Consider the following 23,292-nt stretch of genomic DNA (forward strand, 5'->3'; position numbering starts at 1 on the left):
TGGTTCCATAAATTATAACAGTTCTGGTTCTTATTATAGTACCAGATTTTTTTTATAATCAGGATATTACTTGATTGGAGGAATGAACATGAAGCCGTTTGAATTAACCGGGAAATACGTTTCACTGGTACCCCTGATGGAAAATCATATCGAACCGATTTACACAGCCTCCCTCCCCAAAGAAATCTGGGTGTGGAGTGCGACGAAGATTTTGTCTCATCAAGACGCTGTGGAATTTGTACAGCAAGGCATCTTATCAAGGGAAAAGAATCAGCACCATCCCTTTGCGGTAATCGATTCTTCGACTCAATCGGTTATCGGCAGCACAAGCCTAAGGGATATACGATTCGATAATCAAACAGTGGAAATCGGCTCGACCTGGTATCACCCTTCAAAGTGGAGGACAGCCGTCAACACCGAATGCAAATATTTACTTTTACAGCATGCCTTTGAAACGTGGCACATGAATCGTGTAGAATTCAGGACAGATGAGCTGAACAGAGCTTCACGTGCGGCCATTGCTAGGCTTGGAGCTGTTGAAGAGGGGATGTTACGAAAAGAAAAAGTACTGAAAGATGGGAGAGTCAGAAACACCATGGTGTTCAGCATCCTCAAAGAAGAGTGGCCGAATGTGAAGCAGAAGTTGGAAGGGTTTTTGGGGAAATGAATCAAGAGAGTGCCCATTCATTTGGACACTCTCTTGACCATGGATTAATTTTCGGATGATTGTTTATGAGCTGTACTTTCCTTCTCCTTTTGCTGTAAAGATTCATTCTGCTTTTTAATAGAACGAATGAATATGAATACGACAATAGCGAAAAAAAGTGGCATGAGCAACGCAAACAATAGATAAATGGAATCGCCGAAAAGCATGATTTTTCCTCCTATGCTCTATCCAGTAAGATGGGATGCCTACATTGGATTGATTTCCCTAACGGCATTAGGTGCTCCCGATGGTTTGAGATAAACGAATCATGTCCCTGCACTGTATCCCATTTTCATAAATGGGCTCTGGATAATTCCTCGTGAAAAAATCGCGATCGATTTCGGTTATTCTAAATCCACATTTTTGATAAAGGGCCAGCTGCCCCATCCCTGAATTACCCGTGCCGATTTCGATGGAGTGATACCCCAGTGACTTCGCATGATGAACCGCATGATTGACCAGTCTTTTCCCCTGGCCTTCACCTTGGTATTGTTCCGCTACAGCAACGTTGACGATTTCTATCGTGTCATCGGACAATTCCTTCAAGACATACACGCCGGTTATCAGCCCATCCGATTCAGCGACAAAACACGTGCCCCTCTCCAAATAGGTCTCAACCAATTCTTTTGAAGGATCAGCAAGCAACAGTAACTCCATCGGTGGTGCCTCGCCTGGATTCAAGGGTCTAATTTTCATGACATACTCTCCTAGATTCTATATTCATTTCTTCAACCAACTCTCCCATCAATACCGAGGCGGGAAGCGTTCGACTCCGTTTGTATCCTTCTCCTGCCCATAGAGCCATCAATTCAGGTTCGCCTTTTTGTCCCGCCACCTTTCGCATCTGTTTCGTCATGTGATGAACATAAGGATAGGCTGCCGGGGCGACCCTGTCATATTCCATTAAGAAGCGATTCACCAACCCCCGAGCACGGCGGCCGCTAAATGCCCGGGTGATCGCCGTTTCGGTAAACCGTGGATTATGGAGCGCTGCCTTATGAGCTGGGCTTGCGCCACTTTCCGGGCAACATAGAAAAGCGGTTCCCAACTGTGCCGCTACTGCCCCTGCTGCAAGAACACCGGCAATGTCTTTTCCATCCATCAATCCGCCTGCGGCAATTATCGGCACGTTCGTTTCTTTTTTTACGATCTTGATCAATTCCAAAAGCGCTTGGTCACTTTCTGACTCGTTATCAAAACTGGCACGATGGCCGCCTGCCTCAATCCCTTGTACACAAAGGATATCCGCTCCCGCCGTAACTGCAATTTGTGCCTCTGTAGGGTTCGTCACCGATACCGTAACAAGCGTACCGGCATGTTGGAGTTCCTTGATGATACCGGATTCTGGACACCCAAATGTGAAACTCACAACGGCGACCCGGAGTTCTTTTAACACGGCTATTTTATTGACCCAGTCATCATCGTCGCTCATGGGTTCCCCTATTGAAGCCCCTACACTTTCCGCCTCTTTTTGTATTTTTTCCCGGTAGGCGGTGAGTCTGGATTCATCCACAACCTCTTTACTTGGCACGAACACATTCACGCCAAAAGGCCGCCCAGTCAATCGGCGCACCTCTTCCATTTCGTTTCTCATTTCCTCTGCAGTTTTATATCCAGCTGCGAGAAACCCCAATCCTCCTGCAGCAGAAACCGTTGCGGCCAGTTTCGGTGTGGATGCGCCTCCAGCCATTGGGGCTTGAATGATGGGATATTTCATTAAATCTTGAAGCATTTATAACAGGCCCCTTTCCATTTTTCATGATTCACTTATCAAAGTTATGTTTTCTTGGTATAATGATTGTCTGTAAGAGAAAAGTGTCTTAACTGATCACCCTTTATATCTTGCAAATATAAATCATAGGTGGTAATTAAAAAATGGAAACAAAACCATATAGAGTTTTATTGTATTACTTGTATACACCAATCGAGAATCACGTAGAGTTCGCTGCCGAACATCTTGCGGCATGTAAAGAACTTGAATTGAAAGGCCGGATTTTAGTTGCCCAGGAAGGGATCAACGGTACGGTATCCGGTACAATCGAACAAACCGAAAAATACATGGACATGATGAAAAGCGATCCCCGCTTTGCTGATATGGTCTATAAAATCGATGAAGCCGATGGCCATGCCTTCAAAAAAATGCATGTCCGTCCAAAAAATGAACTGGTTACGCTTCGATTGGAAGATGACGTCGATCCAAACCAGACGACAGGGAATTACTTAAGCCCAAAAGAATTTTACGAGCAAATGCAAGATGAAAATACAGTCGTACTTGATGCGAGAAATGACTATGAATTTGATTTGGGTCACTTCCGCGGCGCAATCAAGCCAGATATCACGAATTTCCGTGAACTTCCGGAATGGGTACGTGAGAATAAAGAGATGTTTGAAGGTAAAAAAATCCTTACGTATTGCACAGGCGGAATCCGTTGCGAGAAATTCTCCGGATGGCTTGTCAAAGAAGGCTTTGAAGATGTCAGCCAGCTTCACGGAGGCATCGCAACGTACGGAAAAGACCCTGAAGTGCAAGGCGATCTTTGGGATGGTCAAATGTATGTATTCGATCAAAGAATTGCCGTTCCGATCAATCAAAAGGAACATGTCATCGTCGGCAGGGATATCTTCTCCGGAGAACCATGTGAGCGTTATGTGAACTGCGCGAACCCGGAATGCAACAAGAAAATCCTTTGCAGTGAAGAAAACGAGCACAAACACTTACGCAGCTGTTCCCACGAATGTCGGGTGCACCCACGTAATCGCTATGTAGTAGAGCATAACTTGTCTGAAGAAGAAGTCGCAGAACGACTACAACTTATTAAAGAAACGGCTACAGCAGAATAAGCCATGAAACCCGAATCAATCGACTCCTTGTCCTGATTCGGTTTTTTTTCATGCTTTTCTCTTACTTCTATATCACGATAGAAAAATCCTTTTTTTTCAGCTTTTTTGTCTATGGTTGAATTAATATGTTGCGTGGTTGAAATATTGCTTGGTATGGTTGAAATAATTCGGATTGCGGTCGAATTATCGCCGTTCGTGGTTGATTTAGGCCAAGCTAAGCTACAAATAGTATGTAAAAAGCGATTCCTCCATAGAAGAATCGCTCATGCCCTTACTTATCTGTGCTTACTACAATCCCGCATGCTTGCCTGTCACCGGCATCACCTGTTTTTAACGTGTCCTCATTCGGGCCCTTTTCTCCATCCGCTTCATAATGGTCAGGAATATTGGCAAAGTTGTCCGGATTTGCATGAACGATGACCGAAAGCTCTTCTTGCTTCAGTTGTTCCACTGTCATGTTATCCAACGTGGCTGTATATTTGGCCGTTCCATCTTCTTTAGCAAAAAGAGGAAGCATATCCCCAGCATGATTGGAGTGCTTTTCATCTGTTGGATTGAAGTGCCCCCCGGCTGTAGTAAAAGGCCCTTCCTTTGCATCCGCTTCACATGCTGCATTTTCATGAATATGAAACCCATGATAACCGGGTTCTAACCCTTCCAGTGCCGCTTCGATCAAGACGGAATTCTCTTCCGCGGAAAAATTGACAGTACCTAAAGTTTTACCCGCAGTATCCTTAACTTCCGCCTGTGCTTGTGGGTCCACTTCCGTTTGGGTTCCCTGTACCGGTTTTGAATCTTCCACGGTTTTGTCTGCATTCGTTGAGTTATCCTCTGAATTGCATCCATACAACAAAAAGGTGGCACATGCTGGCAACAGCAGCTTTTGCTTATAGTTCATCATCAGTACCCTCTCTCTCTCTTTCATTTATGTATAGTCTTCTTAATCATTTCCACTATTTTGAAAGGATAAACAGAGAGAGGGATAAATGGGAAAATAGATTCTATGAGCATGATAAAAAATCTAACTAATCTCACAGTAAAAGATTTTCCATACTAGTTTATTAGACTCACCTCTTATAATGGAATCACCCCAAGAATGATAGCCACGATCGTCATAACAATCGTTGTCCCACAAGCCCATTTAAATAGAAACTTTTGATGATCACCAAAGTCCACACCAACCAGCCCAATCAGAATGAATGTGGCAGGAACCAAGGGTGATAAGGGAAAACCTGTTGTGGAGTGACCTAATAAAGCGGCCCTCCCGATTTCAACTGGGGCAATTCCAAAGTTCGCCGCAGCCTCGCTAATGATGGGAATAATTCCAAAGTAATATGCGTCAGGTGAAAAAATGAAGCCCATCGGAATGCTAGTAAGTGCCACAACAACAGGTAGATGTGCACCAAGCCAATCTGGAATAACGGTCACGATGGAAGAGGCCATCGAATCCATCATCTTCGTTTCCGTGAAGACGCCCGTGAAAATACCCGCTGCAAAGATAAGTGTACAGATCATAACAAAACTATTGGCATGGCTTAATATCCTTTCCTGCTGTTCTTTTGGATTTGGAAAGTTAACGAATAATGCTATGGCAAAAGCAGAAGCGAATAAGATTTGCAGAGGCAACACTTCCATTACCAAAAATACCATTAACGCGATCGTCAATAACCAATTAAACCAAAACTTCATGGTTGTACCATTAGTAGCTTCAACCGCAGCGGCCTGTTCACCTAACCCTGAAGGCATTGGTGTCTGCAATGTAGTGATGCCCAATCTGGCTCTTTCCTTCTTCCCAAGGATATAGGCGGAAAACAGCGTCCATATCAGCCCTGCAATCATGACCGGAACGAGCGGAATGAATAAGTCTGATACTTCCACTTGTAGACTGGCTGCTGCTCTTACCAACGGGCCGCCCCAAGGGATGATATTCATGACGCCTGCAGCTAAAGCAACCACACACGCCAATATAAGCCTATTCATCCCTAACCTTATATAGAGCGGCAACATGGCTGTTACGGTGATCATAAAGGTGGAAGACCCGTCACCATCTAACCCTACTAGCATCGTGATGATGGCAGTGGCCATCACAACCTTTAGTGGGTCCCCCTTCACAAGGCTTAGTATCTTGGCAATCATAGGTTCAAATAAACCAACGTCTAGCATCAAACCAAAATATAAAATAGCAAATACAATCATAACGGCCGTTGGCGTTACCTTTATAATCCCTGCCATCATCATTTCTCCCATTTCCGACGCAAACCCACCGATCAATGCAAAAAGGATGGCAGTGAAAATGAAGGCAACCACTACAGAAAGTCGCTTTGAAATGACCAAAATAAGAAATGTAAAAATCATGCAAAATCCAAGAATCGATAACATGTAGACTCTCCCCTTACTATTTGAAATATTAACTTTCATCAAATATTTTATATTTTCTGAAAAATTAGTATTTAGTTAGTATAACACTGGGTATTTCATTAAAAAACAACTTTTTCAAACTAGATTTTTTTCTTGCCCTGAAGCATGTCTGAATCAAATACATTTAATAGAAATTGGTAAATCTGTATACTGAATAGTAAATATCAGGTAGAAAGAAGTGTTACATGTATATGGATGTTCATAAATTGGCCAAAAGGAATCTTTTCATCATGTGGTTTGCCAACTTCTTCATCGGTGGTAGCATGACGATGGTTCTTCCCTTCATCTCGTTATACATCGGTACATTTGGCAATTATTCGGCACAATATGTCCAGCATTGGTCGGGGTGGACATTCGGAATTACCTTTGTGACCGCCTTTTTATTTTCCCCCATTTGGGGACGAATCGGGGACCGTTATGGTAGAAAGAAAATCCTGATTGCCTGCGCCTTCGGTATGGGCCTATCGATTTTCTTGATGGGATTTGTAGAAAATGTCCTGCAGTTGTTCTTATTAAGAATGTTCATGGGCATATTCACTGGATTCATCTCCATGTCACAAGCTTTCATTTCCACACAGACACCTAAAGAGATTGCCGGAAGGGTCTTGGGTACTCTTCAAACGGGGAATATAACCGGCTCCCTTTTCGGACCATTGATTGGCGGCGTACTTGCGGATACTCTCGGCTACTCAACAGCGTTTAAGTTCACTTCCATCACAATTTTCGTCTCTGGACTTCTTGTATTCGCAACCAAGGAATATCAAGTTCAGCGACAAAAAGGAACAAAAGCCAGTTATTCGAGCCGGGAGGTCCTCTCGCACATTTTACGGAACCCCATTCTAGTGAATGTCATGCTCATATCAACGATTGTCCAGGTGGCTCATTTCAGCATCCAACCCATTCTATCTTTATATGTCGGGGAACTGCACGGAACTACTAATCTGGCCTTTTACTCAGGCATCGCCTTTTCCGCAGCTGGTCTCGGAAACTTATTGATGGCCAGGTACTGGGGCAGGATAGGCGACCACCATGGGCATATAAAGATTCTGGTGCTCCTTCTTTTCCTCACAGCACTCGTATATTTGCCTGGAGCTTTCATCAATCACTTTTGGCAACTTGTATTTGTACGGTTTGCATTAGGTATAGTCATAGGAGGAATTATCCCTGTAAGGATTGCCTATATCCGCCAAGAGGCTCCCGTTGCCATGCAGGGGGAAGTGCTTGGATATAATACTAGTCTCCGTTTTTTAGGCAATATCATCGGCCCGGCAATGGGAGGGATGGTTGCAGGATTTTATGGATTTTCAGCCGTTTTTATAACGACCAGCTTCCTGCTGCTGATAGCAGGACTGGTCCTGTATTTGGCGTTGCATCGCAACCCGGAGTTGGCCCGGCATTCACATTGATTAGAAGACCTTTAGCAAAAAGAAGACACCCGTTAGATGATCCTTCTAACGGGTGTCTTCTTTTTCATTCAAACTTACCCAACAAGATGGTTGAACCCTCTCTGTAACAGAACTCTTCTTCGCCTGATTTCTAAAGATTTATTTTTTTACATATTCACGATAAAATAGTATTATATACCTAGTAATATATACCTATTAAGGGGTGTCAACATGTATCCGACCTTCACATATTATGCAAAAGTTCACATCATCAAGGATCAGCGTTATTGTGAATGTGGAATTATTCATAACTACCGGGGAATATTCGAGAAAAAAGACCTGAAGAAGGTTAAGTTTAAATCGGTTTCCGATATCACCTGCAGATCTTGTCGGGAAAAGTTCTTAAACGAAAAACCTAAGTCCTAGGGATATCTATTCATTTCCTCGTCTTCCTCCTTCTGTTTTTTTAAACATTATCGTGTTTTTCTGTATATTTATAGATTTGATTCTTTTTTATGTTAAGATTATTTAAGGTGAAAATCCACAAACCAGACATATCAAGCTTTTGTCGTGGTGGGTAGATTTCCAAGATTTACTTTTTTCTTGGTTTTTTTCGCCTAAAATTAGTTTAAAAGAGGGTTAAAATGCTTTTTCCTACTATCAAAACGGATGAAAGACACATCGTAAAAGACAAACATACCTGTGTATGTGGTACGAGATACAACGTATTCGCTATGTTAACCAGAAGAGACCTTAGAAAGATCATCTTCAAGCATTACAAAGAAGTAACCTGTACAGCATGTAAATCTAGCATTATACATAAAGAAGAATAAGCAGGACATATCCCCCTCCTCTCTCTAATGCTTCTACATACTCATGCAATCAAGTCCACCCCTTTCATAGTATTATTTCATTCATCCCACAGTGTAAGGAACCGGAATTTACTTATGACTCGTAAGTTCAACAAAAAAAGACCATCTCGGGTCTTTTTTTGTTGAAGGTGGCCCACTTGGATCTTTCTATTTGGCCTAATTGATATAAATAAGGAAATTTCCATTCAATTATGAATCCATAGATAGAATAATGAAGTCATGCTATAATCTAGTACGTTACAATAGCCAATCCATACTTATATAGAGAAAAAGGAAGTGTCGTTTTGAATATATCTACATTAAAACAGGAGTGGTTTTGCAACGTTCGCGGAGACGTACTTTCCGGAATCGTCGTTGCCCTGGCCTTAATTCCTGAGGCAATAGCTTTCTCCATCATTGCCGGGGTCGACCCGATGGTGGGATTGTATGCTTCCTTCTGCATCGCCATCGTCATCTCCTTTGTTGGTGGAAGACCAGGCATGATTTCAGCGGCGACCGGGGCGATGGCACTCGTGATGGTTGACCTTGTAAAGGATCATGGCTTGAACTATTTACTTGCCGCAACTATATTAACTGGGATCCTTCAAATTCTACTGGGCGTCTTTAAAATTGGGAAGCTCATGAAGTTTATACCGAAGCCGGTTATGACTGGCTTTGTGAATTCTTTGGCCATTATGATTTTCATGGCTCAGCTCACTCATTTCAAAGGGGAAACGTGGGTCATGTATGTCATGACAGCTGGTTCACTCGCCATCATCTACCTATTCCCACGGATAACCAAGGTCGTTCCTTCCCCGCTGGTCGCAATCATCTTCATGACCATCGTGGCCGTTGCAACAGGGGCTACTGTACGGACCGTAGGCGACATGGGGCAATTGAGCGAGGCTCTTCCCATGTTCTTGATTCCGGATATCCCTTTGTCATTCGAGACATTGGCCATCATTTTTCCTTATTCCATTGCCCTAGCGTTTGTCGGATTGCTTGAATCCTTACTAACGGCTCAAATCGTTGACGAAATGACCGATACGGATAGCAATAAAAACCGGGAGGCCAAAGGTCAGGGAATAGCGAACATCGTGGCCGGTTTCTTCGGCGGGATGGCCGGATGTGCAATGATTGGACAATCCGGTATCAATATCAAATCCGGGGGACGAGGTCGGCTGTCCACTTTCGTCGCCGGGGCCTTTTTGTTAATCTTGATCGTGTTATTGAATGATGTCCTCATTAAAATTCCGATGGCCGCCCTTGTTGCGGTCATGATCATGGTTTCCATCGGGACGTTTGATTGGTCCTCCTTGAAGAGGCTTCGGATCACTCCTAAAACCGAGGCGATAGTCATGATCGTAACGGTTATCGTTGTTCTTTATACGCATGATTTATCCAAAGGCGTATTCGCCGGGGTACTCTTGAGTATGATTTTCTTCTCGGCTAAAATTTCAAAAGTGTCTGTCGAGAAAACAGCGGACAACCAGGATCGGCAAATCACTTATCGAATAAAAGGCCAGATGTTTTTTGCATCGGTCCAGGACTTCATTTCGAAGTTTGATACGAAGGAAAAAGCAGATTCCATCATCATTGATTTTTCCAATTCGAAAATATGGGATGCCTCGGCTGTAGGAGCCGTCGAGAAAGTCATCTTAAAATACAGAGTACAGGGGAAAACGGTTCAAGTGCTTGGCCTTGATCAGGAAAGTTCTCAGCTGCTAAAGAGCCTCGCCTCATATGAAAAGTAAAAGGATGCATGGCTCCCCTGCATAAATTCTTGCTGAACCGCCAAACTAGAGTGAATGATACTCTGGATTGGAGGGAAAATCATGTCATCCGAACAGGATTATACTGCAGCAGATTTATCACCTGACCTTCTCAATGAGTTAAAACTCTTTGAAGGAAAAATACGTGAGGAATCAAACAAAGAGCTTATCGTGATTGCGTATGAAAAAGAGAAAGAAGCGTTGAATTGAAAAAAGGACTCGAAGCCACTTTCAAAGTGGCATCGAGTCCTTTTTTTATTACTTAGCGAAGATATCTGTTAAAACTGGTACAATTTGTTTTTTACGTGATACGACGCCTTCCAATACAGCAATGTTCTTATTCAATGTTACGTTATACGCTTTCTCCACTGCATCCGCTGATGCTCCTAGAGCCAAGGCAACGGAATCATTCGTTAAGATATCCGTTACGACGAATAAGAATAAATCCAATTCTTTCGCGGCAATAACTGCATGAATCGCTGCTTCAATTTCTGATTGCTTTGCAAGCACTTCATTCGGGTCAACAGCATTCACTTGAGCAATCTCAACTTTTGCCGTTCCCATTGAAAATTCTTTTGCATCAAGTGTGATGAGCTGATCGATGGTTTTGTCACTCAGGTCAGCACCCGCTTTTAGCATCTCCAAGCCATATGTTTCAGCATTCACGCCAGCAATTTCCGCTAATTCCATAGCAGCTGCGACGTCTTGCTCCGTGCAAGTAGGCGATTTGAATAATAAAGAGTCGGAAATGATGGCTGAAAGCATAAGTCCTGCAATGGCTTTAGGCACTTCAATTCCGTTTTCTTTATAAATCTTATTTAAAATAGTAGCCGTGCAGCCAACTGGTTCTGCGCGGTAATATAAAGGATCACTTGTTTCGAAATTAGCGATACGATGATGGTCGATGACTTCCAATACGCGTACCTGGTCAATGTCTTCGGCACTTTGCTGACGTTCGTTGTGATCGACTAAAATCACGCCATCCGCTTCCCCAGCCACTTTTTCAACAAGGCGGGGTGCTTCGAATTTAAATTGGTCCAACGCATATTGTGTTTCACCATTCACTTCACCAAGACGAACAGGTTCAGCTTGGATGCCCAGCTGCTTTTTTAGGTCAGCATAAGCGATTGCTGAACAGATAGTGTCGGTATCCGGATTCTTATGTCCAAAAACTAATATTTTTTCCACGATTTTTTCTCCTTTTTCCTAAATGATTTGGCAGGGATTTTTCTTTTCATAACCAGAATCCCTAGTTTTGCTATGCAATTTATTTTAACACAAAAACCCTGACATTCCGCGATGGAATTTTGTATTCCTCCCTATATTCTTTCATCATCCTCTTCCTTTATCCGACCTTGTCAATAGATATGAATCAGTTTTTCACAAATATATATGTTGAATTATCAGCATGGATGGCTTACGATAATATAAGCATACATACTAGATATTGACTTTTCTAACAACATAAATAACTATATATAGAATTATTAACCAAGGTGCCAGAGATGGCTGAAAAGGGAATCCGGTGTGAACCCGGAACTGTCCCCGCAACTGTAAATGTGACGAAATGAGAAAACCACTGTATAGCTCTCTATACGGGAAGGACTCAAAGTAGGATGATCATGAGTCAGGAGACCTGCCTGGTTTTTTCAAGTTTCTTATTCTTCGGGGATTGAGATGATGAAACGATAGTGTAACGGCTATTTTTTCATGGCTCTTTTATCCTATCGTTTGATCCGCTCAATTTATTGGGCGGTTTTTTTTTATTCGCGTACATTTAAGAGGAGGAACATTTATGACTCAAACATATAACCCTACCATAAAAAATGACACAGAAACAAATTCAATCCAGCTGGACATGTTATCCAAGGATTTCGAAGGCCGTCTTGATATGGAAAAGTTCAAAAAGCGTTTTACTAAATGGCTCGATCGAAAAGGTGATGCTTCAGAAGAACAAACATCGAAAAAGTTGATCCAGCTTGCACTTGAAAGTGTCGATATCGATGCCCCAGACTGGACATTCGTCGCCGCAAGGGAACTATTGAATGCCATGTATCGTGATGCCCAAAAGAACCGGGGCTATGAAGGCCGGAACTATGGACCTTTCTATGAATTGATTCAAGAACTCTCTCAGCAGCATGAAGGCCAACGTTACCCTGTTTATAAAGCAGAGCTTCTCAACTCCTACACAAAAACGGAAATCGAAGAATTGGGTTCGGTCATCGATCCGGAAAAAGATAAACTATTTTCATATATCGGAATCTATCTTTTGAATGATCGCTACTTGGCCCGTCCAAAAAAAGACAAGGTCTATGAACTTCCCCAGGAGCGCTTCATGATCATTGCCATGGAAATCATGAGACTGGAAAAAACGGAACACCGACTGCAGCTTGTTAAAGAAGCCTACTGGGCAATGTCGAACCTATATATGACGGTAGCGACCCCTACCCTCTCAAATGCCGGAAAGACACACGGGCAATTGAGCTCATGCTTCATCGATGCAATCGAGGATTCAATCGACGGAATTTATCAATCAAACTATGATGCCGCAAAAGTTTCCAAGTTCGGGGGCGGCGTTGGTCTATATGTCGGGAAAATCCGTTCGCTTGGTTCTGATATCCGCGGTTTTTCCGGTAACAGTTCAGGCACGACTCCCTGGATTCGCCTCTTTAACCAAACGGCCGTCAGCGTCGATCAATTGGGGCAACGTAAAGGCGCAATCGCCATCTATCTGGATGCGTGGCATAAGGACATCATGAGCTTCCTTGACTTGAAGACGCAAAACGGCGACGACCGCTTAAAGGCGCATGACATCTTCACGGGCGTCTGCATCCCCGATTTATTCATGGAAGCCGTGCGTGACCGGAAAGATTGGTATCTCTTCGACCCGCATACCGTGAAGCAAACCCTTGGGTTCTCCCTCGAGGATTTTTATGACGAGAAAAAAGGGGATGGCAGTTTCAGGGACCATTACGCCCTTGCTGTAGAGGCGGCGGAGAATGGCATACTTCCAGGCTATAGTTTCGAGAAAATCAAAGCGATGGACATTATGAAAGGCATCATGATTTCACAATTAGAAGAAGGCGTACCCTATATGTTCTACCGGGACGAAGTGAACAGAAAGAACCCGAACAAGCATAAAGGGATGATCTATTGTTCTAACCTTTGTACGGAAATCGCCCAGAACTTAAGCCCTTCAACGATCACCGACGAATATGAAACGGAAGATGGCGATGTCGTCGTAGTTCGCAAAAGCGGGGATTTCGTTGTCTGCAACCTTTCTTCCATCAACCTGCCTCGCGCGGTGAACAGCGATGTATTGGAGAGACTGATCCCGATTCAGATCCGCATGCTCGATAACGTCATTGACGTGAATACCTTACCGGTCAAGCAAGCTTCCATTTCGAATAAGCGCTACCGCTCAATCGGCTTAGGAACTTTCGGGTGGCATCATTTACTGGCGACGCAAAATATCTACTGGGAGTCCGATGAAGCCGTTCAGTACGCCGATACCTTATATGAGAAAATCGCTTATTTAACCATTAAAACATCCAATGAATTGGCCAAGGAAAAAGGAACCTACCCATACTTCGAAGGGTCCGATTGGCAAACGGGGGAGTATTTCGACCTTCGTGACTATAGAGATCCAAAATGGTTGGAATTAAAAGAAGAAGTGCAGCAGTATGGTACACGAAACGGCTATTTAATGGCAATCGCCCCCAATTCATCGACTGCCAAAATCGGTCATTCCACGGATGGCATCGACCCGTTATATGAAATCGAGTTTTATGAAGAAAAGAAAAACTTCAAATTTAAAGTGACAGCGCCTGGATTGACGCCCACTACGTATGAATACTATAAAAAAACGCGCTTCCATTTGGACCAAAAGGAAAGCATCAAGCAAAATGCAGCACGTCAACGTCATATCGACCAAGCCATCAGCTTCAACCTGTATGTACAAAACACGATCAAGGCTAAAGTGTTATTGGACATACACCTAACAGCATGGGAAAGCGGATTGAAATCGACTTATTATCTTCGTTCCACTTCATCCGAATACGACAATGCCTGTGAGAGCTGCTCCAGTTAACGAGTGGGAATGGAATTTACTTTATTGAAGGAGATTTTACAGATGACAAACCATATCAAGAAAATCAGGATGCTCGAACCAACCCATCCTACCAAGGCAACCGGCGTTTTCAAAGGAGAAGCATCAGGCTTTCTCCTTTGGAACGACATTCAGTATGAAAAATTCTATGATACCTATACACAGCTCATCAACAATTTTTGGAAGCCATCGAGCGTGAACATGATCCAGGATAAAAAGCAGTGGGGTGAATTGGATGAGGATATCCAGGACGCTTTCCTCGACATCCTCACGATGATTGCCGGGATGGACAGCCTGCAAACACCAACATTAGTGGAGATCCTTCGATACATCAAGGATCCGGCAGCAAAGGCGATCCTCGCCAACATGGCCCAGCAGGAATCCATTCATAATGAATCGTATTCTTACATCCTTGCTTCCTTGATTCCTGTCGGCAAGCAAAAACAGCTTTTTGACCGGATCAAAGAACACCCGGAAGTAATCAAGCGGAACCATCCGATCGTGGATGCCTACCAAACATTTGTGGACGACCCTAGCCCTCAGCACTTATTCGAGGCGCTCATCCATTCCACGAACCTTGAAGGGATCTATTTTTACCTGGCTTTCGCCTTCTACTACAATCTGGGCCGGCAAAATCTGATGACCGGTTCGGCAACGATGATTTCCTATATTCATCGCGATGAAATGGTCCACTTCGATTTCATTGGCATGCTTGTACAAATTTTAATGTATGAATATCCGGAACTGAATAATGAAGACAATACGAAGTTCATCTATACGACGATTGAAAAGGCCGTCGAGCTTGAAAAAGAATGGTCCGAATATATGCTTGAGGATATCCAAACAAAAGCAGATCTCGATTTGGACGAGTTCAACGAGTATATTGAATATATCGCCAACAAACGATTACGCATGCTTGGACTTGAAAACTTGTATCAAGAGTATAGCGAGAACCCGATGCCCTGGATCAAAACGTTCGACGATGAATCCATCGGGCTGACGAAGACCGACTTCTTCGAGCAAAAATCAAGGACCTATAGCCAAGTAAATGCAAGCAACGGGTTCGATGAGCTTTAAAGCCGCCATCGTCTATCATTCGGCAGGCGGCAATACAAAGGCGCTTGCTGAAGTCCTTGCATCCCTTTTGCCCGAAGCAGAGCTATTTCGGGTTCTTGAATTTGATATACGTACAGTGCATGAGTATGATTCGTTGATTGTCGGTACTTATACTTGGGGAAATGGCGAGCTTCCTGCCAGAATGTCCGCCTTCTATTCGGAGCTAGAGCAAATGCCGATTTCCCACCTGAAAACAGGAGTCTTCGGAACGGGTGAAACCAATTACAATCATTTTTGCGGAGCCGTCGACCAATTTCGGGACATGCTATTTGCCAAGAGCCAATTGGTCGCTACATTGAAAATCGAACAAATGTATCAAGAAGTGGACCTACCCAGGATAAAAAAGTTCGCCTCTCTATTTACAAACTAACAAACTCCCAAGCTTGTAAATACAAAATAAAAAGACCCCAAATTGGGGTCTTTATTAACATTCAATTATTTTTGAACGTTAGCAGCTTGTGGTCCACGAGCGCCTTGCTCGATTTCGAAAGAAACTTCTTGGCCTTCTTCAAGTGTTTTGAAACCTTCACCTTGAATAGCTGAGAAATGTACGAATACGTCGTCTTGTCCTTCAACTTCGATGAAACCGAAACCTTTTTCTGCGTTGAACCATTTTACTTTACCTTGTACCATGTTAGTTCCTCCTGTGTTTGGAAAAAATCCATTTTTATACTATTTTTGGTTCTGGATAATGTCTCAAGAGGAACCCTAAAACGGTAAATCCTTCTATCAAACAACTTATTCCGAACAAAAATAATTACCCATATTATATCATGGGTAATTAACTGAAAACAATATTAATGGGAGTAATTTTGCCGACAAATTATCCTAAAATTCTACATTTTTCTTTTTTTGCTTTGACGGAATCCTTCATCCAATAAGTAGCGCTCCGCTTCGATTGGACTTTCGAAACACTCCTCTAAGTTCGGTCCTGAGTATACGTTCCAAAGCTGATCTTCTCTAACAAGCGAAAGCTCCTGCTTTTCACGGCCAATCCAAGTTCCCTCCAACCTAGCGAACTCATCGTCCGCCTCCTCTTCTTGCATAACAGGAGGTTCGGATAAATAGGATAGGGCAGTTTTGATCAATGCTTTTAATTCCTCTTCGGAATAGTCACGTATATTGATGAATCCTTTGCGGTCTGTTTCCTTCTTTTTCAAATGCCCTGCGTATACGAAGCCATTGCCATTCGGATGCAGGTGCTGTACGACAATTTTCTTCTCCTGAACACTGCCGGGAAAATGGAAATTGACGCGTCCTAGTGAAACATCTTTCCGTTCTAATTCCGGGAAAGTTTCAATGATACTTAATTTTTCTTCAAATGTTAACAAATTTCTTCCTCATTTCATTAGTTCATCTTGTTTGTCGATTATAACACAAGAAACCATCATTCTGTTTACCTACTTCTATTATAATGGATTTTAAGGAGATGATTTACGCATGATGATGAATATTCCAGAATTACGCTCCATCCATGGACAACAACTGTTTTCCCTTCAAAAAAAAGCCTATGCAGTGGAAGCGGAATTAGTTAGATTTGACGAAATACCCCCATTGGTAGAAACGTTTAATCAATTCTTACGCTGCAAAGAAACATTTATCGGTTTTTTTGTTGACGATACGGTTGCCGGGGCCATTTCCTATAAAAGTGAAAATGGACTGATAGAGATTTGCCGATTGGTCGTACACCCAGATCATTTCCGAAAAGGCATTGCACAGGCCCTTCTTACCCACCTACAACTGACGATTCCATGGAAGAAGCTATCCGTTTCGACCGGTACCTTGAACATGCCTGCACGTAAACTGTATGAAAAAAATGGCTTTATTCATAAGAAAGACGTGGAAGTCGCACCTCAATTTTTCATTAGTTTATACGAAAAATAATCATTTTATGTACGTCACGATGAAAAGCATGATGAAAGAGATGGCGATGATCACACCGACCCATAGCCAGGCTAGAGTCATATTCCCTGAATCCATGGCTATATATATCGCGGTCGGTATCGTCTGGGTCTGTCCCGGGATGTTTCCAGCAAACATGAGTGTCGCCCCAAATTCCCCCAAGGCTCTTGCTGAACTCAATATCGCTCCGGTCAGGATGGATTTGCCGGCTAATGGAAGGGATACATACCAGAATAACTTCCATTCACCCGCTCCATCCACTCTCGCGGCATTTTCTATTTCTTCATCTATGCCCTCAAAGCCCGTTTTGGCCGATTGGTACATAAGCGGGAAGGCTACAACGGTAGAAGCAATAACCGCCGCCCACCAGGTGAACATGATTGGTTGGCTAAACACCTTCTCGATGACTTGACCTAGCGTTCCGTTTTTACCGAAAAACACGATCAGTAAAAAACCAACGACGGAAGGCGGCAATACGAGGGGCAGCAAAAACACGGTTTCCAGGATGACCCTTCCTCTGAAGCGCTTTTTGGCCATGATGCGGGCAAGCATGATTCCTATAATAAAGACGAGGATTCCCGAGATTCCGGCTATCTGAACGGACAGTCTAACAGGTGACCAAAAGTCCGCGGTCATGATCCTTGCCCCACAGTCGACATCATCAATGAAGGAAAACGCAACAGTTGCTCTTCTAAGAAATAGTTTTCCTTAGCTAAAAACGGCTCAGCCACCCTCATCCTATTCCCCGGATTTCCTTCAGATGCAGGCACTCCCGATATTTTAAACATCCACATTCGAATTCTCCCTTTTCCAAAAAAACTTTTAAGTTTATTTTTCTTGACATATTGCTGACACATACAAACGTTAAAGTAAGAGTATAACAAATACAAAATAATTTTAACCCATAAACCGAAAAAGCAAAAACCCAAAAAAAACCTATAAAAAATATGAAACCTTAAGGGAGTCGATTTTAATGGTTACAATTTATACTACACCAAGCAGTTTAGCATGTCGTAAGGCAAAAGCTTGGCTTCAAAAAAATGAAATTTCCTACAATGAACGGAACTTATATTCTCAACCTTTATCTATAGAAGAAATCAAAGCGATTTTACGTAAAACGGAAGGCGGTACAGATGAAATCATCTCAACCCGTTCCAAAAAATTCAAAAGCTTGAATATCGATATAAACAATACACCACTTAACGACCTTTGTACGCTCATTCAAGCAAATCCAGATTTATTACGTCGCCCGATCATTTTTGATCATAAGAATTTGCATGCTGGCTATAATGAAGAAGAAATGGGCCGCTTCCTTCCAAGAAAAGTCCGTCACATTCAATTGTGGCGTGCCATCAGCCAACTCGCCTAATCAACTATACCTGACAAAAGGGTTGTCCACTAGAAATGGACAACCCTTTTTTTGTTATACCCGCGCTGATTTCTCTACTGTAATGGTAAAAATCGTCCCTTGTTCATTGCTTTCTTTCAACACGAGGTCTCCCTTTTGTGCTTTAGCAAGCATCTTGCTGAAGGGAAGGCCCAATCCTAATCCACGCACTTTCAGTTTTTTGTTTTCGCCCCGATAAAAGGGTTCGAACACATACTGTTGTTCATGTTGCGGAATGCCGCGTCCACTATCCTTCACGTCGATTCCTATTCGGGAATCTTCCAGATCATAGAGACCTATCTCGATTTGACCATTGCCATCCAGGGAATGCTTCGCATTGTTCAACAGATTTATGATAATTTGCTGCATCCGCAGTGAATCAATCTGCCCATGAATCGGTTCATCCGGAACCTGCACATTCAGGGTGAAGTTCTGATCCTCCTGGGTAATCTGCCAACGATAAGCGATCTCCTGAATGAATGTATTTAGATTTTCTCTTTCCAATCGAATTTTAAAGGCACCGGCCGACATTGCATTATAATCCAGCAAATCCTCGATCATCACCTGTAGGCGTTGAGTTTCCTTCAAGGATATATCAAGAAATTCCTTACTTTGCTCGCCAGTAACCACGTCATCCCTTACCGCTTGAATCAACCCGCTAATGGATGTGACCGGTGTTTTCAGGTCATGGGTGACACCAGCAAGCAATTCGGCCCGTAATTTCTCCATGAGTTTCAACCGGTTTGTCATTTCCTTGAAGGATTCCACGAGTTCGTATATCTCTTCTTCGCGTATCTCCTCTTCTTCTTTAAAATGGATATCATAGTTGCCTTCCCGCACTTGGACAGCAGCGTTAGCCACATCTTGGATGGGTCTCGATATCTTTCTTGAAAGAAAATAAATGACGCCCGTCCCAAGGCATAGCAAACCTCCTATCAGGAATGCAAGCAAACCGTGATCCTGGTTGACTTCCTTCAAAGCCCCTTCTTCCTGGGCAATGACGACCCACCCCTTTGTCTCGCCTTCAAATGTGATCGGCGACTTGACGACAAATACCTTGTTTTCGGAAATCTTGACCTTCTGGATCAATTCCTGACTATCCATAATGGCGTGAGGAAGCTTACTATTATCTTCATTAAGATATAATTGAGGCATCGTATAGATGATACTGCCATCAGGATCAACGATATAAATGATCGGTTGCTTATTGAGCTGAAGGATTTTTTCCCTTTCTTCCACGATTTCGGAAAGGATGGGACCGACGACAATTTGGCCATTCTCCTTCATTGCCCGGTCGGACGTTTCATCCGCTAAATACTTAAGCAGGCTCAGCCTATATTCCAGGGCCGTTTTTTCCATCCACCATAAGGAAAAGACAGATAATAGCAATAAGCCCGAAATCAACGTCAATACATATCTTTTTGTCCAATAGAGCTGCAAGGTAGTCCGTTTCCTAGTTTTCATAGACACTCAATTGATACCCCAATCCACGCAACGTTTTAATTTCCCCTTCGGATGATGGCCAGGCATCGAGGGCTTTCCTGATTCGTTTGATAGCCAAATCCACGGCACGGTCACTTCCGTCATAGTCTATGCCCCACACCTGATCGAGGAGTTGCTCTCTCGTGAAAATATGATTGGGGTGCTTCGCGAAAAAAATGAGCAATGACAAATCACGGGGCGTCAAGCTAATTTCCTCCCCTTTTAAGTGCACCGCATAGGCCTTGTTATCAATGGACAAGCTACCAAATTGATGTACATGTTTTTCTTCGACTACAGGTGTCGAGCTCCTCCTTAAAACGGCATGCACCCGGGCCATCACTTCTTCCGCCACAAAGGGCTTGGAAATATAATCATCCGCTCCCGACTTAAAGCCGGATAGGCGGTAATCCACATCATTCAATGCCGTCAGCATGATCACAGGACACATATCCTTCTCCCTGATTTCTTTCAAGATGTCCCAGCCCTCTTTACCAGGCAGCATCACATCAAGTAGAACCAGATCAGGGTTCGTTTCTTCGAAGGTCGGAATAGCCTTGAGTCCATCGAAAACTTGTACGACTTCCATCCCTTCACGCTGTAAATATGCTTTCAACACCATCGAAATGGCAATTTCATCTTCAACGACTAGAATTTTTTTCATAAAGGAATTCCTCCTTCTTAAAATTATAGTTGAATCATATTGCATTATCCAACCTAACTGTGCATCAGTCTTTTATCCCCCATCATATCCCCTTAATGTGTCAGGAATATGTTCATCTAATCATTTCTCGACATTTTTGGACACTTCTCGGTTTCATCCGAAATACGACACATCAAAAAAGCCGGCTTCATCGATGAGCCGGCCTTGTTTCAATTACATGTCTCATGCGGGTTCGGGCACCCCACATCCTGTTTTTCCACTTGGATCGTGCTATGTTCAATCCCATGTCGGTCATGAAGCAGTTTTTGGGCAACAGCAAGGGTTGAATCGTGGTCTCCACCAGCATCAATGACGACATGACAGCTTAACGAGAGAAATCCGGAGGTAATCGTCCAGATATGGAGGTCATGGACATCCGATACATGCGGCAATTCCTTCAAATTTTCTTTCACTTCTTCCATGTCGATTCGTTCTGGTGTGCCTTCCATTAGAATATGGAAAGAATCGCGCACCACTCTATACCCACTTATAACTATTAGAATGGCGACAATCATACTCGCGATGGGGTCCGCCATTCCCCAATCGAAAAAGTAAATCAATAGTGCTGCCACAATGGCGCCCACTGAACCGAGCATATCGCCGATTACATGTAAGAAAGCACTCCGTACATTCAGGTTCTCTTCTTTATCGCCACTCATTAGAATCCATGCGGCAATGATATTCACAAACAAGCCAATGATTGAAATCATTAGCATTCCCAAACTTTGAACCTCAGGCGGATCTACAAACCTCCGAATCGCCTCTACGAAAATGAATACCGAGATTACGATTAACGTCAAACCATTTAAACAGGCGGCAATGATTTCGAAACGCTTGTATCCAAAGGAATTGGATTGGGTCGCCTTTCGCTCGCCTAGCCTTATCGCTGCATAACTGAGCCCCAAAGCCGCTGCATCGCTCAGCATATGCCCTGCATCCGATAGCAAGGCCAGACTATTCGTCATGAACCCTCCAATCACTTCGATTACCATGAATGTCGAGATTAGCACAAACGACGCCAGCAGAGCTTTTTTATTATCTGAATGATGATGGTGGTGTCCGTGGTCATGGGAGTGACCCTCATGATGTCCCATGATTTCCCCTCCTCTCGTATCTATAACCTTATATATAGTATGGGATAATTTCAGAATGGTTTCAAATGATTGACTTACCCATTTAAAGCGTAAAAGGTACGGGAGGGCAAAAATAAACACTGCAGGCGATGTCCTACAGTGTCCTAACAAGCTATCCTTCATTTTGCATGGTATCATCGACGATCGCACGCAAGTCCTTATTGAATAATTCATCATTACAGACGAGGCTATGTTGCTGCTCTGCATTTTCGGGATCTTGAAGATGACGGTTCTGTTCCGAATCCTTCATGGGACTCTCCTCCTCGAATATGTAACAGTTTGACTTTTATCATATCCTTAGGAAGATATTTTATGCTTGGATCTATATCATCTGATTTCCATGAAAGGCACGTATAATGAATTCATGCTCCGGGACCTGTAACTTTTTGTAGGACGAAAGAAAGGCAGCATTATCATACGACGCATTTCCCAGATGAACCTGAATGCCGTTGTCCTCGATGGTAACCACGGCATACCGTGCAATTGGTTCACTATTGCACCCAAGCGATCCGGGATTCAGGAAAATCGTTTTGTCGTTTTGAAAGTGATGAAGAGGATGATGATGCCCAAATCCTATCAAATCCTCTGACCGATTTCTAAAAAGGGCCTCCAAGTTAGCTAAATTGGGTGCAACGATCTTGCTGAAGGGATTTTCACTGATGTGTGCATTCCCCTTTTCCTTTTCCATATGATAATGGGTGAAGAAAAGAGTGCGGTCATGAACCGGAACCTCCAGGGTGCGAGGCAGTTTTTCCAGGAGCGGCACGAATAGGGGGTCCATCCTTTTCGCAATCCATTCATGGTGCTCTTTAACATGGACATGTCCCGTTGGATGTTCCTCCCCTTTAACAATGGCCAATACGGCTTCATCATGATTTCCACTGATCATCGTTAGGTCATCTCTCGAAAATAACAAATCCAAGACGTCATTGGTATCGGGTCCTATTGCGATCATATCCCCCAAACAATAGATTCGCTCCACTTCATTTCTTTCATCAATTTCCTTAAGAACGGCTTTCAATGCCGAAGCATTGCCATGTATATCTGTCATAATCGCAACTTTCACGGAGAAGACCAGCCCCCTTCTATATATGTGGTATATTATAACATCTTTAAAATCCAGGAAAAATTATTCGGGCTCATCTCCCCCTGTCTACCCACGCCCATTTTTAATGAATAAGCAAACACTTCGGCCTAGAATACATAGTATGGAGTATTCCCAGTAAAGATGTTTTGCTAGGTATGTAAATCATAAATGTTATGAGGAGGAAATTTAATGGGTGGTCATAATCATAATGGATGTAACGAAAGTTGTAACGATGGATGCGGTGGCGGTTTCGATAACGGCTTTGCCTTATTAATCGTACTGTTTATCCTACTAGTCATCATTGGTTGTAGCTGGGGCTTCGGCGGCGGCTATGGTGGCGGCTACGGTGGCGGCTACGGCGGATGCTGCTAACAGGTTAAATAAAAACAAGGCGCCTGAAACGG

Annotated in this window: 26 protein-coding genes and 1 riboswitch; of the genes, 11 read left to right on the forward strand and 15 right to left on the reverse strand. The window is 43.3% G+C overall.

The window, feature by feature from the left end; genetic code table 11:
• Positions 1–88: 88 nt before the first annotated feature.
• Positions 89–667: a GNAT family N-acetyltransferase gene (locus tag ACIQXU_RS14360; RefSeq protein WP_402990276.1), complete on the forward strand. Its 579-nt coding sequence runs from the start codon at positions 89–91 to the stop codon at positions 665–667.
• A gap of 44 nt (positions 668–711) precedes the next feature.
• Here ACIQXU_RS14360 and ACIQXU_RS14365 read toward each other — a convergent pair whose 3' ends face one another.
• The 3 genes from ACIQXU_RS14365 to ACIQXU_RS14375 form a co-directional block, all read right to left on the reverse strand.
• Positions 712–873 (reverse strand): hypothetical protein, encoded by a 162-nt coding sequence (locus ACIQXU_RS14365; protein WP_402867622.1) that lies wholly within the window; start codon positions 871–873, stop codon positions 712–714.
• A gap of 67 nt (positions 874–940) precedes the next feature.
• Positions 941–1,402, reverse strand: a complete 462-nt coding sequence (locus tag ACIQXU_RS14370) for a GNAT family N-acetyltransferase (RefSeq protein WP_402990279.1) — start codon at positions 1,400–1,402, stop codon at positions 941–943.
• The gene (locus ACIQXU_RS14375; protein ID WP_402990282.1) at positions 1,392–2,438 is read right to left on the reverse strand and encodes a nitronate monooxygenase; all 1,047 of its coding nucleotides are present in this window, start codon (positions 2,436–2,438) and stop codon (positions 1,392–1,394) included. Before ACIQXU_RS14375 ends, ACIQXU_RS14370 begins: the two co-directional genes overlap by 11 nt.
• A 143-nt stretch (positions 2,439–2,581) precedes the next feature.
• On the opposite strand from ACIQXU_RS14375, the gene trhO reads away from it, so the two are divergent.
• Positions 2,582–3,547 carry an oxygen-dependent tRNA uridine(34) hydroxylase TrhO gene (gene trhO, locus ACIQXU_RS14380; protein ID WP_402867619.1) on the forward strand — a complete coding sequence of 322 codons (966 nt, stop codon included), beginning with the start codon at positions 2,582–2,584 and terminating at the stop codon, positions 3,545–3,547.
• Between the two features lie 271 nt (positions 3,548–3,818).
• On the opposite strand, the gene ACIQXU_RS14385 is transcribed toward trhO, so the two are convergent.
• Complete coding sequence (locus tag ACIQXU_RS14385; protein ID WP_402990285.1) at positions 3,819–4,448, reverse strand: superoxide dismutase family protein; 630 nt, start codon at positions 4,446–4,448, stop codon at positions 3,819–3,821.
• Between the two features lie 173 nt (positions 4,449–4,621).
• On the reverse strand, positions 4,622–5,926 hold the full coding sequence (locus ACIQXU_RS14390) for a CitMHS family transporter (protein WP_402990288.1): 1,305 nt from the start codon (positions 5,924–5,926) through the stop codon (positions 4,622–4,624).
• A 230-nt stretch (positions 5,927–6,156) separates the two neighbouring features.
• Here ACIQXU_RS14390 and ACIQXU_RS14395 point away from each other — a divergent pair, with 230 nt between their 5' ends.
• The 3 genes from ACIQXU_RS14395 (at position 6,157) to ACIQXU_RS14405 (ending at position 10,183) form a co-directional block, all read left to right on the forward strand.
• Entirely contained in the window at positions 6,157–7,371 is a 1,215-nt protein-coding gene (locus ACIQXU_RS14395) for an MFS transporter (RefSeq protein WP_402990290.1), read from the forward strand.
• A 1,135-nt stretch (positions 7,372–8,506) separates the two neighbouring features.
• Positions 8,507–9,955 (forward strand): SulP family inorganic anion transporter, encoded by a 1,449-nt coding sequence (locus ACIQXU_RS14400; RefSeq protein WP_402990293.1) that lies wholly within the window; start codon positions 8,507–8,509, stop codon positions 9,953–9,955.
• Between the two features lie 81 nt (positions 9,956–10,036).
• Positions 10,037–10,183 carry a hypothetical protein gene (locus ACIQXU_RS14405; protein ID WP_402867613.1) on the forward strand — a complete coding sequence of 49 codons (147 nt, stop codon included), beginning with the start codon at positions 10,037–10,039 and terminating at the stop codon, positions 10,181–10,183.
• A 48-nt stretch (positions 10,184–10,231) separates the two neighbouring features.
• Here ACIQXU_RS14405 and ACIQXU_RS14410 read toward each other — a convergent pair whose 3' ends face one another.
• Positions 10,232–11,161 carry a manganese-dependent inorganic pyrophosphatase gene (locus tag ACIQXU_RS14410; RefSeq protein ID WP_402867612.1) on the reverse strand — a complete coding sequence of 310 codons (930 nt, stop codon included), beginning with the start codon at positions 11,159–11,161 and terminating at the stop codon, positions 10,232–10,234.
• Positions 11,162–11,449: 288 nt separating this feature from the next.
• Positions 11,450–11,631: riboswitch (cobalamin riboswitch) on the forward strand.
• Between the two features lie 137 nt (positions 11,632–11,768).
• Here ACIQXU_RS14410 and ACIQXU_RS14415 point away from each other — a divergent pair.
• Genes ACIQXU_RS14415 through ACIQXU_RS14425 form a run of 3 tightly spaced genes read left to right on the forward strand, consistent with a single transcriptional unit; the run spans position 11,769 to position 15,567 of the window.
• Positions 11,769–14,063 (forward strand): ribonucleoside-diphosphate reductase subunit alpha, encoded by a 2,295-nt coding sequence (locus tag ACIQXU_RS14415; RefSeq protein ID WP_402990296.1) that lies wholly within the window; start codon positions 11,769–11,771, stop codon positions 14,061–14,063.
• Positions 14,064–14,105: 42 nt separating this feature from the next.
• Positions 14,106–15,158, forward strand: coding sequence for a ribonucleotide-diphosphate reductase subunit beta (locus ACIQXU_RS14420; RefSeq protein ID WP_402867611.1), 1,053 nt, complete (start codon positions 14,106–14,108; stop codon positions 15,156–15,158).
• The gene (locus ACIQXU_RS14425; RefSeq protein ID WP_402990299.1) at positions 15,148–15,567 is read left to right on the forward strand and encodes a flavodoxin domain-containing protein; all 420 of its coding nucleotides are present in this window, start codon (positions 15,148–15,150) and stop codon (positions 15,565–15,567) included. Before ACIQXU_RS14420 ends, ACIQXU_RS14425 begins: the two co-directional genes overlap by 11 nt.
• 65 nt (positions 15,568–15,632) lie before the next feature.
• Here ACIQXU_RS14425 and ACIQXU_RS14430 read toward each other — a convergent pair whose 3' ends face one another.
• Together ACIQXU_RS14430 and ACIQXU_RS14435 are read right to left on the reverse strand one after the other, a co-directional pair.
• The gene (locus ACIQXU_RS14430) at positions 15,633–15,830 is read right to left on the reverse strand and encodes a cold-shock protein (protein ID WP_028393295.1); all 198 of its coding nucleotides are present in this window, start codon (positions 15,828–15,830) and stop codon (positions 15,633–15,635) included.
• Positions 15,831–16,033: 203 nt separating this feature from the next.
• A complete protein-coding gene (locus ACIQXU_RS14435; protein WP_402867609.1) occupies positions 16,034–16,528 on the reverse strand; it encodes a hypothetical protein in 495 nt (164 codons plus the stop codon).
• Between the two features lie 109 nt (positions 16,529–16,637).
• Here ACIQXU_RS14435 and ACIQXU_RS14440 point away from each other — a divergent pair, with 109 nt between their 5' ends.
• Entirely contained in the window at positions 16,638–17,081 is a 444-nt protein-coding gene (locus tag ACIQXU_RS14440; protein WP_402867608.1) for a GNAT family N-acetyltransferase, read from the forward strand.
• On the opposite strand, the gene modB is transcribed toward ACIQXU_RS14440, so the two are convergent.
• Both modB and ACIQXU_RS14450 read right to left on the reverse strand, forming a co-directional pair.
• Positions 17,082–17,735 (reverse strand): molybdate ABC transporter permease subunit, encoded by a 654-nt coding sequence (gene modB, locus ACIQXU_RS14445; RefSeq protein WP_402867607.1) that lies wholly within the window; start codon positions 17,733–17,735, stop codon positions 17,082–17,084.
• Positions 17,732–17,893, reverse strand: coding sequence for a hypothetical protein (locus ACIQXU_RS14450; protein WP_402867606.1), 162 nt, complete (start codon positions 17,891–17,893; stop codon positions 17,732–17,734). Before ACIQXU_RS14450 ends, modB begins: the two co-directional genes overlap by 4 nt.
• Before the next feature lie 179 nt (positions 17,894–18,072).
• On the opposite strand from ACIQXU_RS14450, the gene spx reads away from it, so the two are divergent.
• On the forward strand, positions 18,073–18,468 hold the full coding sequence (spx, locus tag ACIQXU_RS14455; protein WP_402867605.1) for a transcriptional regulator Spx: 396 nt from the start codon (positions 18,073–18,075) through the stop codon (positions 18,466–18,468).
• Between the two features lie 54 nt (positions 18,469–18,522).
• On the opposite strand, the gene ACIQXU_RS14460 is transcribed toward spx, so the two are convergent.
• The 5 genes from ACIQXU_RS14460 to ACIQXU_RS14480 form a co-directional block, all read right to left on the reverse strand.
• On the reverse strand, positions 18,523–19,950 hold the full coding sequence (locus ACIQXU_RS14460; RefSeq protein ID WP_402868516.1) for a HAMP domain-containing sensor histidine kinase: 1,428 nt from the start codon (positions 19,948–19,950) through the stop codon (positions 18,523–18,525).
• Positions 19,940–20,629 carry a response regulator transcription factor gene (locus ACIQXU_RS14465; protein WP_402867604.1) on the reverse strand — a complete coding sequence of 230 codons (690 nt, stop codon included), beginning with the start codon at positions 20,627–20,629 and terminating at the stop codon, positions 19,940–19,942. The genes ACIQXU_RS14460 and ACIQXU_RS14465 overlap by 11 nt, the downstream gene beginning before the upstream one ends.
• A 209-nt stretch (positions 20,630–20,838) precedes the next feature.
• Positions 20,839–21,762 carry a cation diffusion facilitator family transporter gene (locus ACIQXU_RS14470; protein WP_402867603.1) on the reverse strand — a complete coding sequence of 308 codons (924 nt, stop codon included), beginning with the start codon at positions 21,760–21,762 and terminating at the stop codon, positions 20,839–20,841.
• A 151-nt stretch (positions 21,763–21,913) separates the two neighbouring features.
• Complete coding sequence (locus tag ACIQXU_RS14475; RefSeq protein WP_402867602.1) at positions 21,914–22,051, reverse strand: hypothetical protein; 138 nt, start codon at positions 22,049–22,051, stop codon at positions 21,914–21,916.
• 72 nt (positions 22,052–22,123) lie between these two features.
• Positions 22,124–22,867 (reverse strand): metallophosphoesterase family protein, encoded by a 744-nt coding sequence (locus ACIQXU_RS14480; RefSeq protein ID WP_402990302.1) that lies wholly within the window; start codon positions 22,865–22,867, stop codon positions 22,124–22,126.
• A gap of 210 nt (positions 22,868–23,077) precedes the next feature.
• Here ACIQXU_RS14480 and ACIQXU_RS14485 point away from each other — a divergent pair, with 210 nt between their 5' ends.
• Positions 23,078–23,260, forward strand: coding sequence for a YjcZ family sporulation protein (locus ACIQXU_RS14485; RefSeq protein ID WP_402990305.1), 183 nt, complete (start codon positions 23,078–23,080; stop codon positions 23,258–23,260).
• The last annotated feature ends 32 nt before the right edge of the window (positions 23,261–23,292 follow it).

This window comes from Peribacillus sp. NPDC097284, assembly GCF_044761765.1.
Classification (GTDB): Bacteria; Bacillota; Bacilli; order Bacillales; family DSM-1321; genus Peribacillus.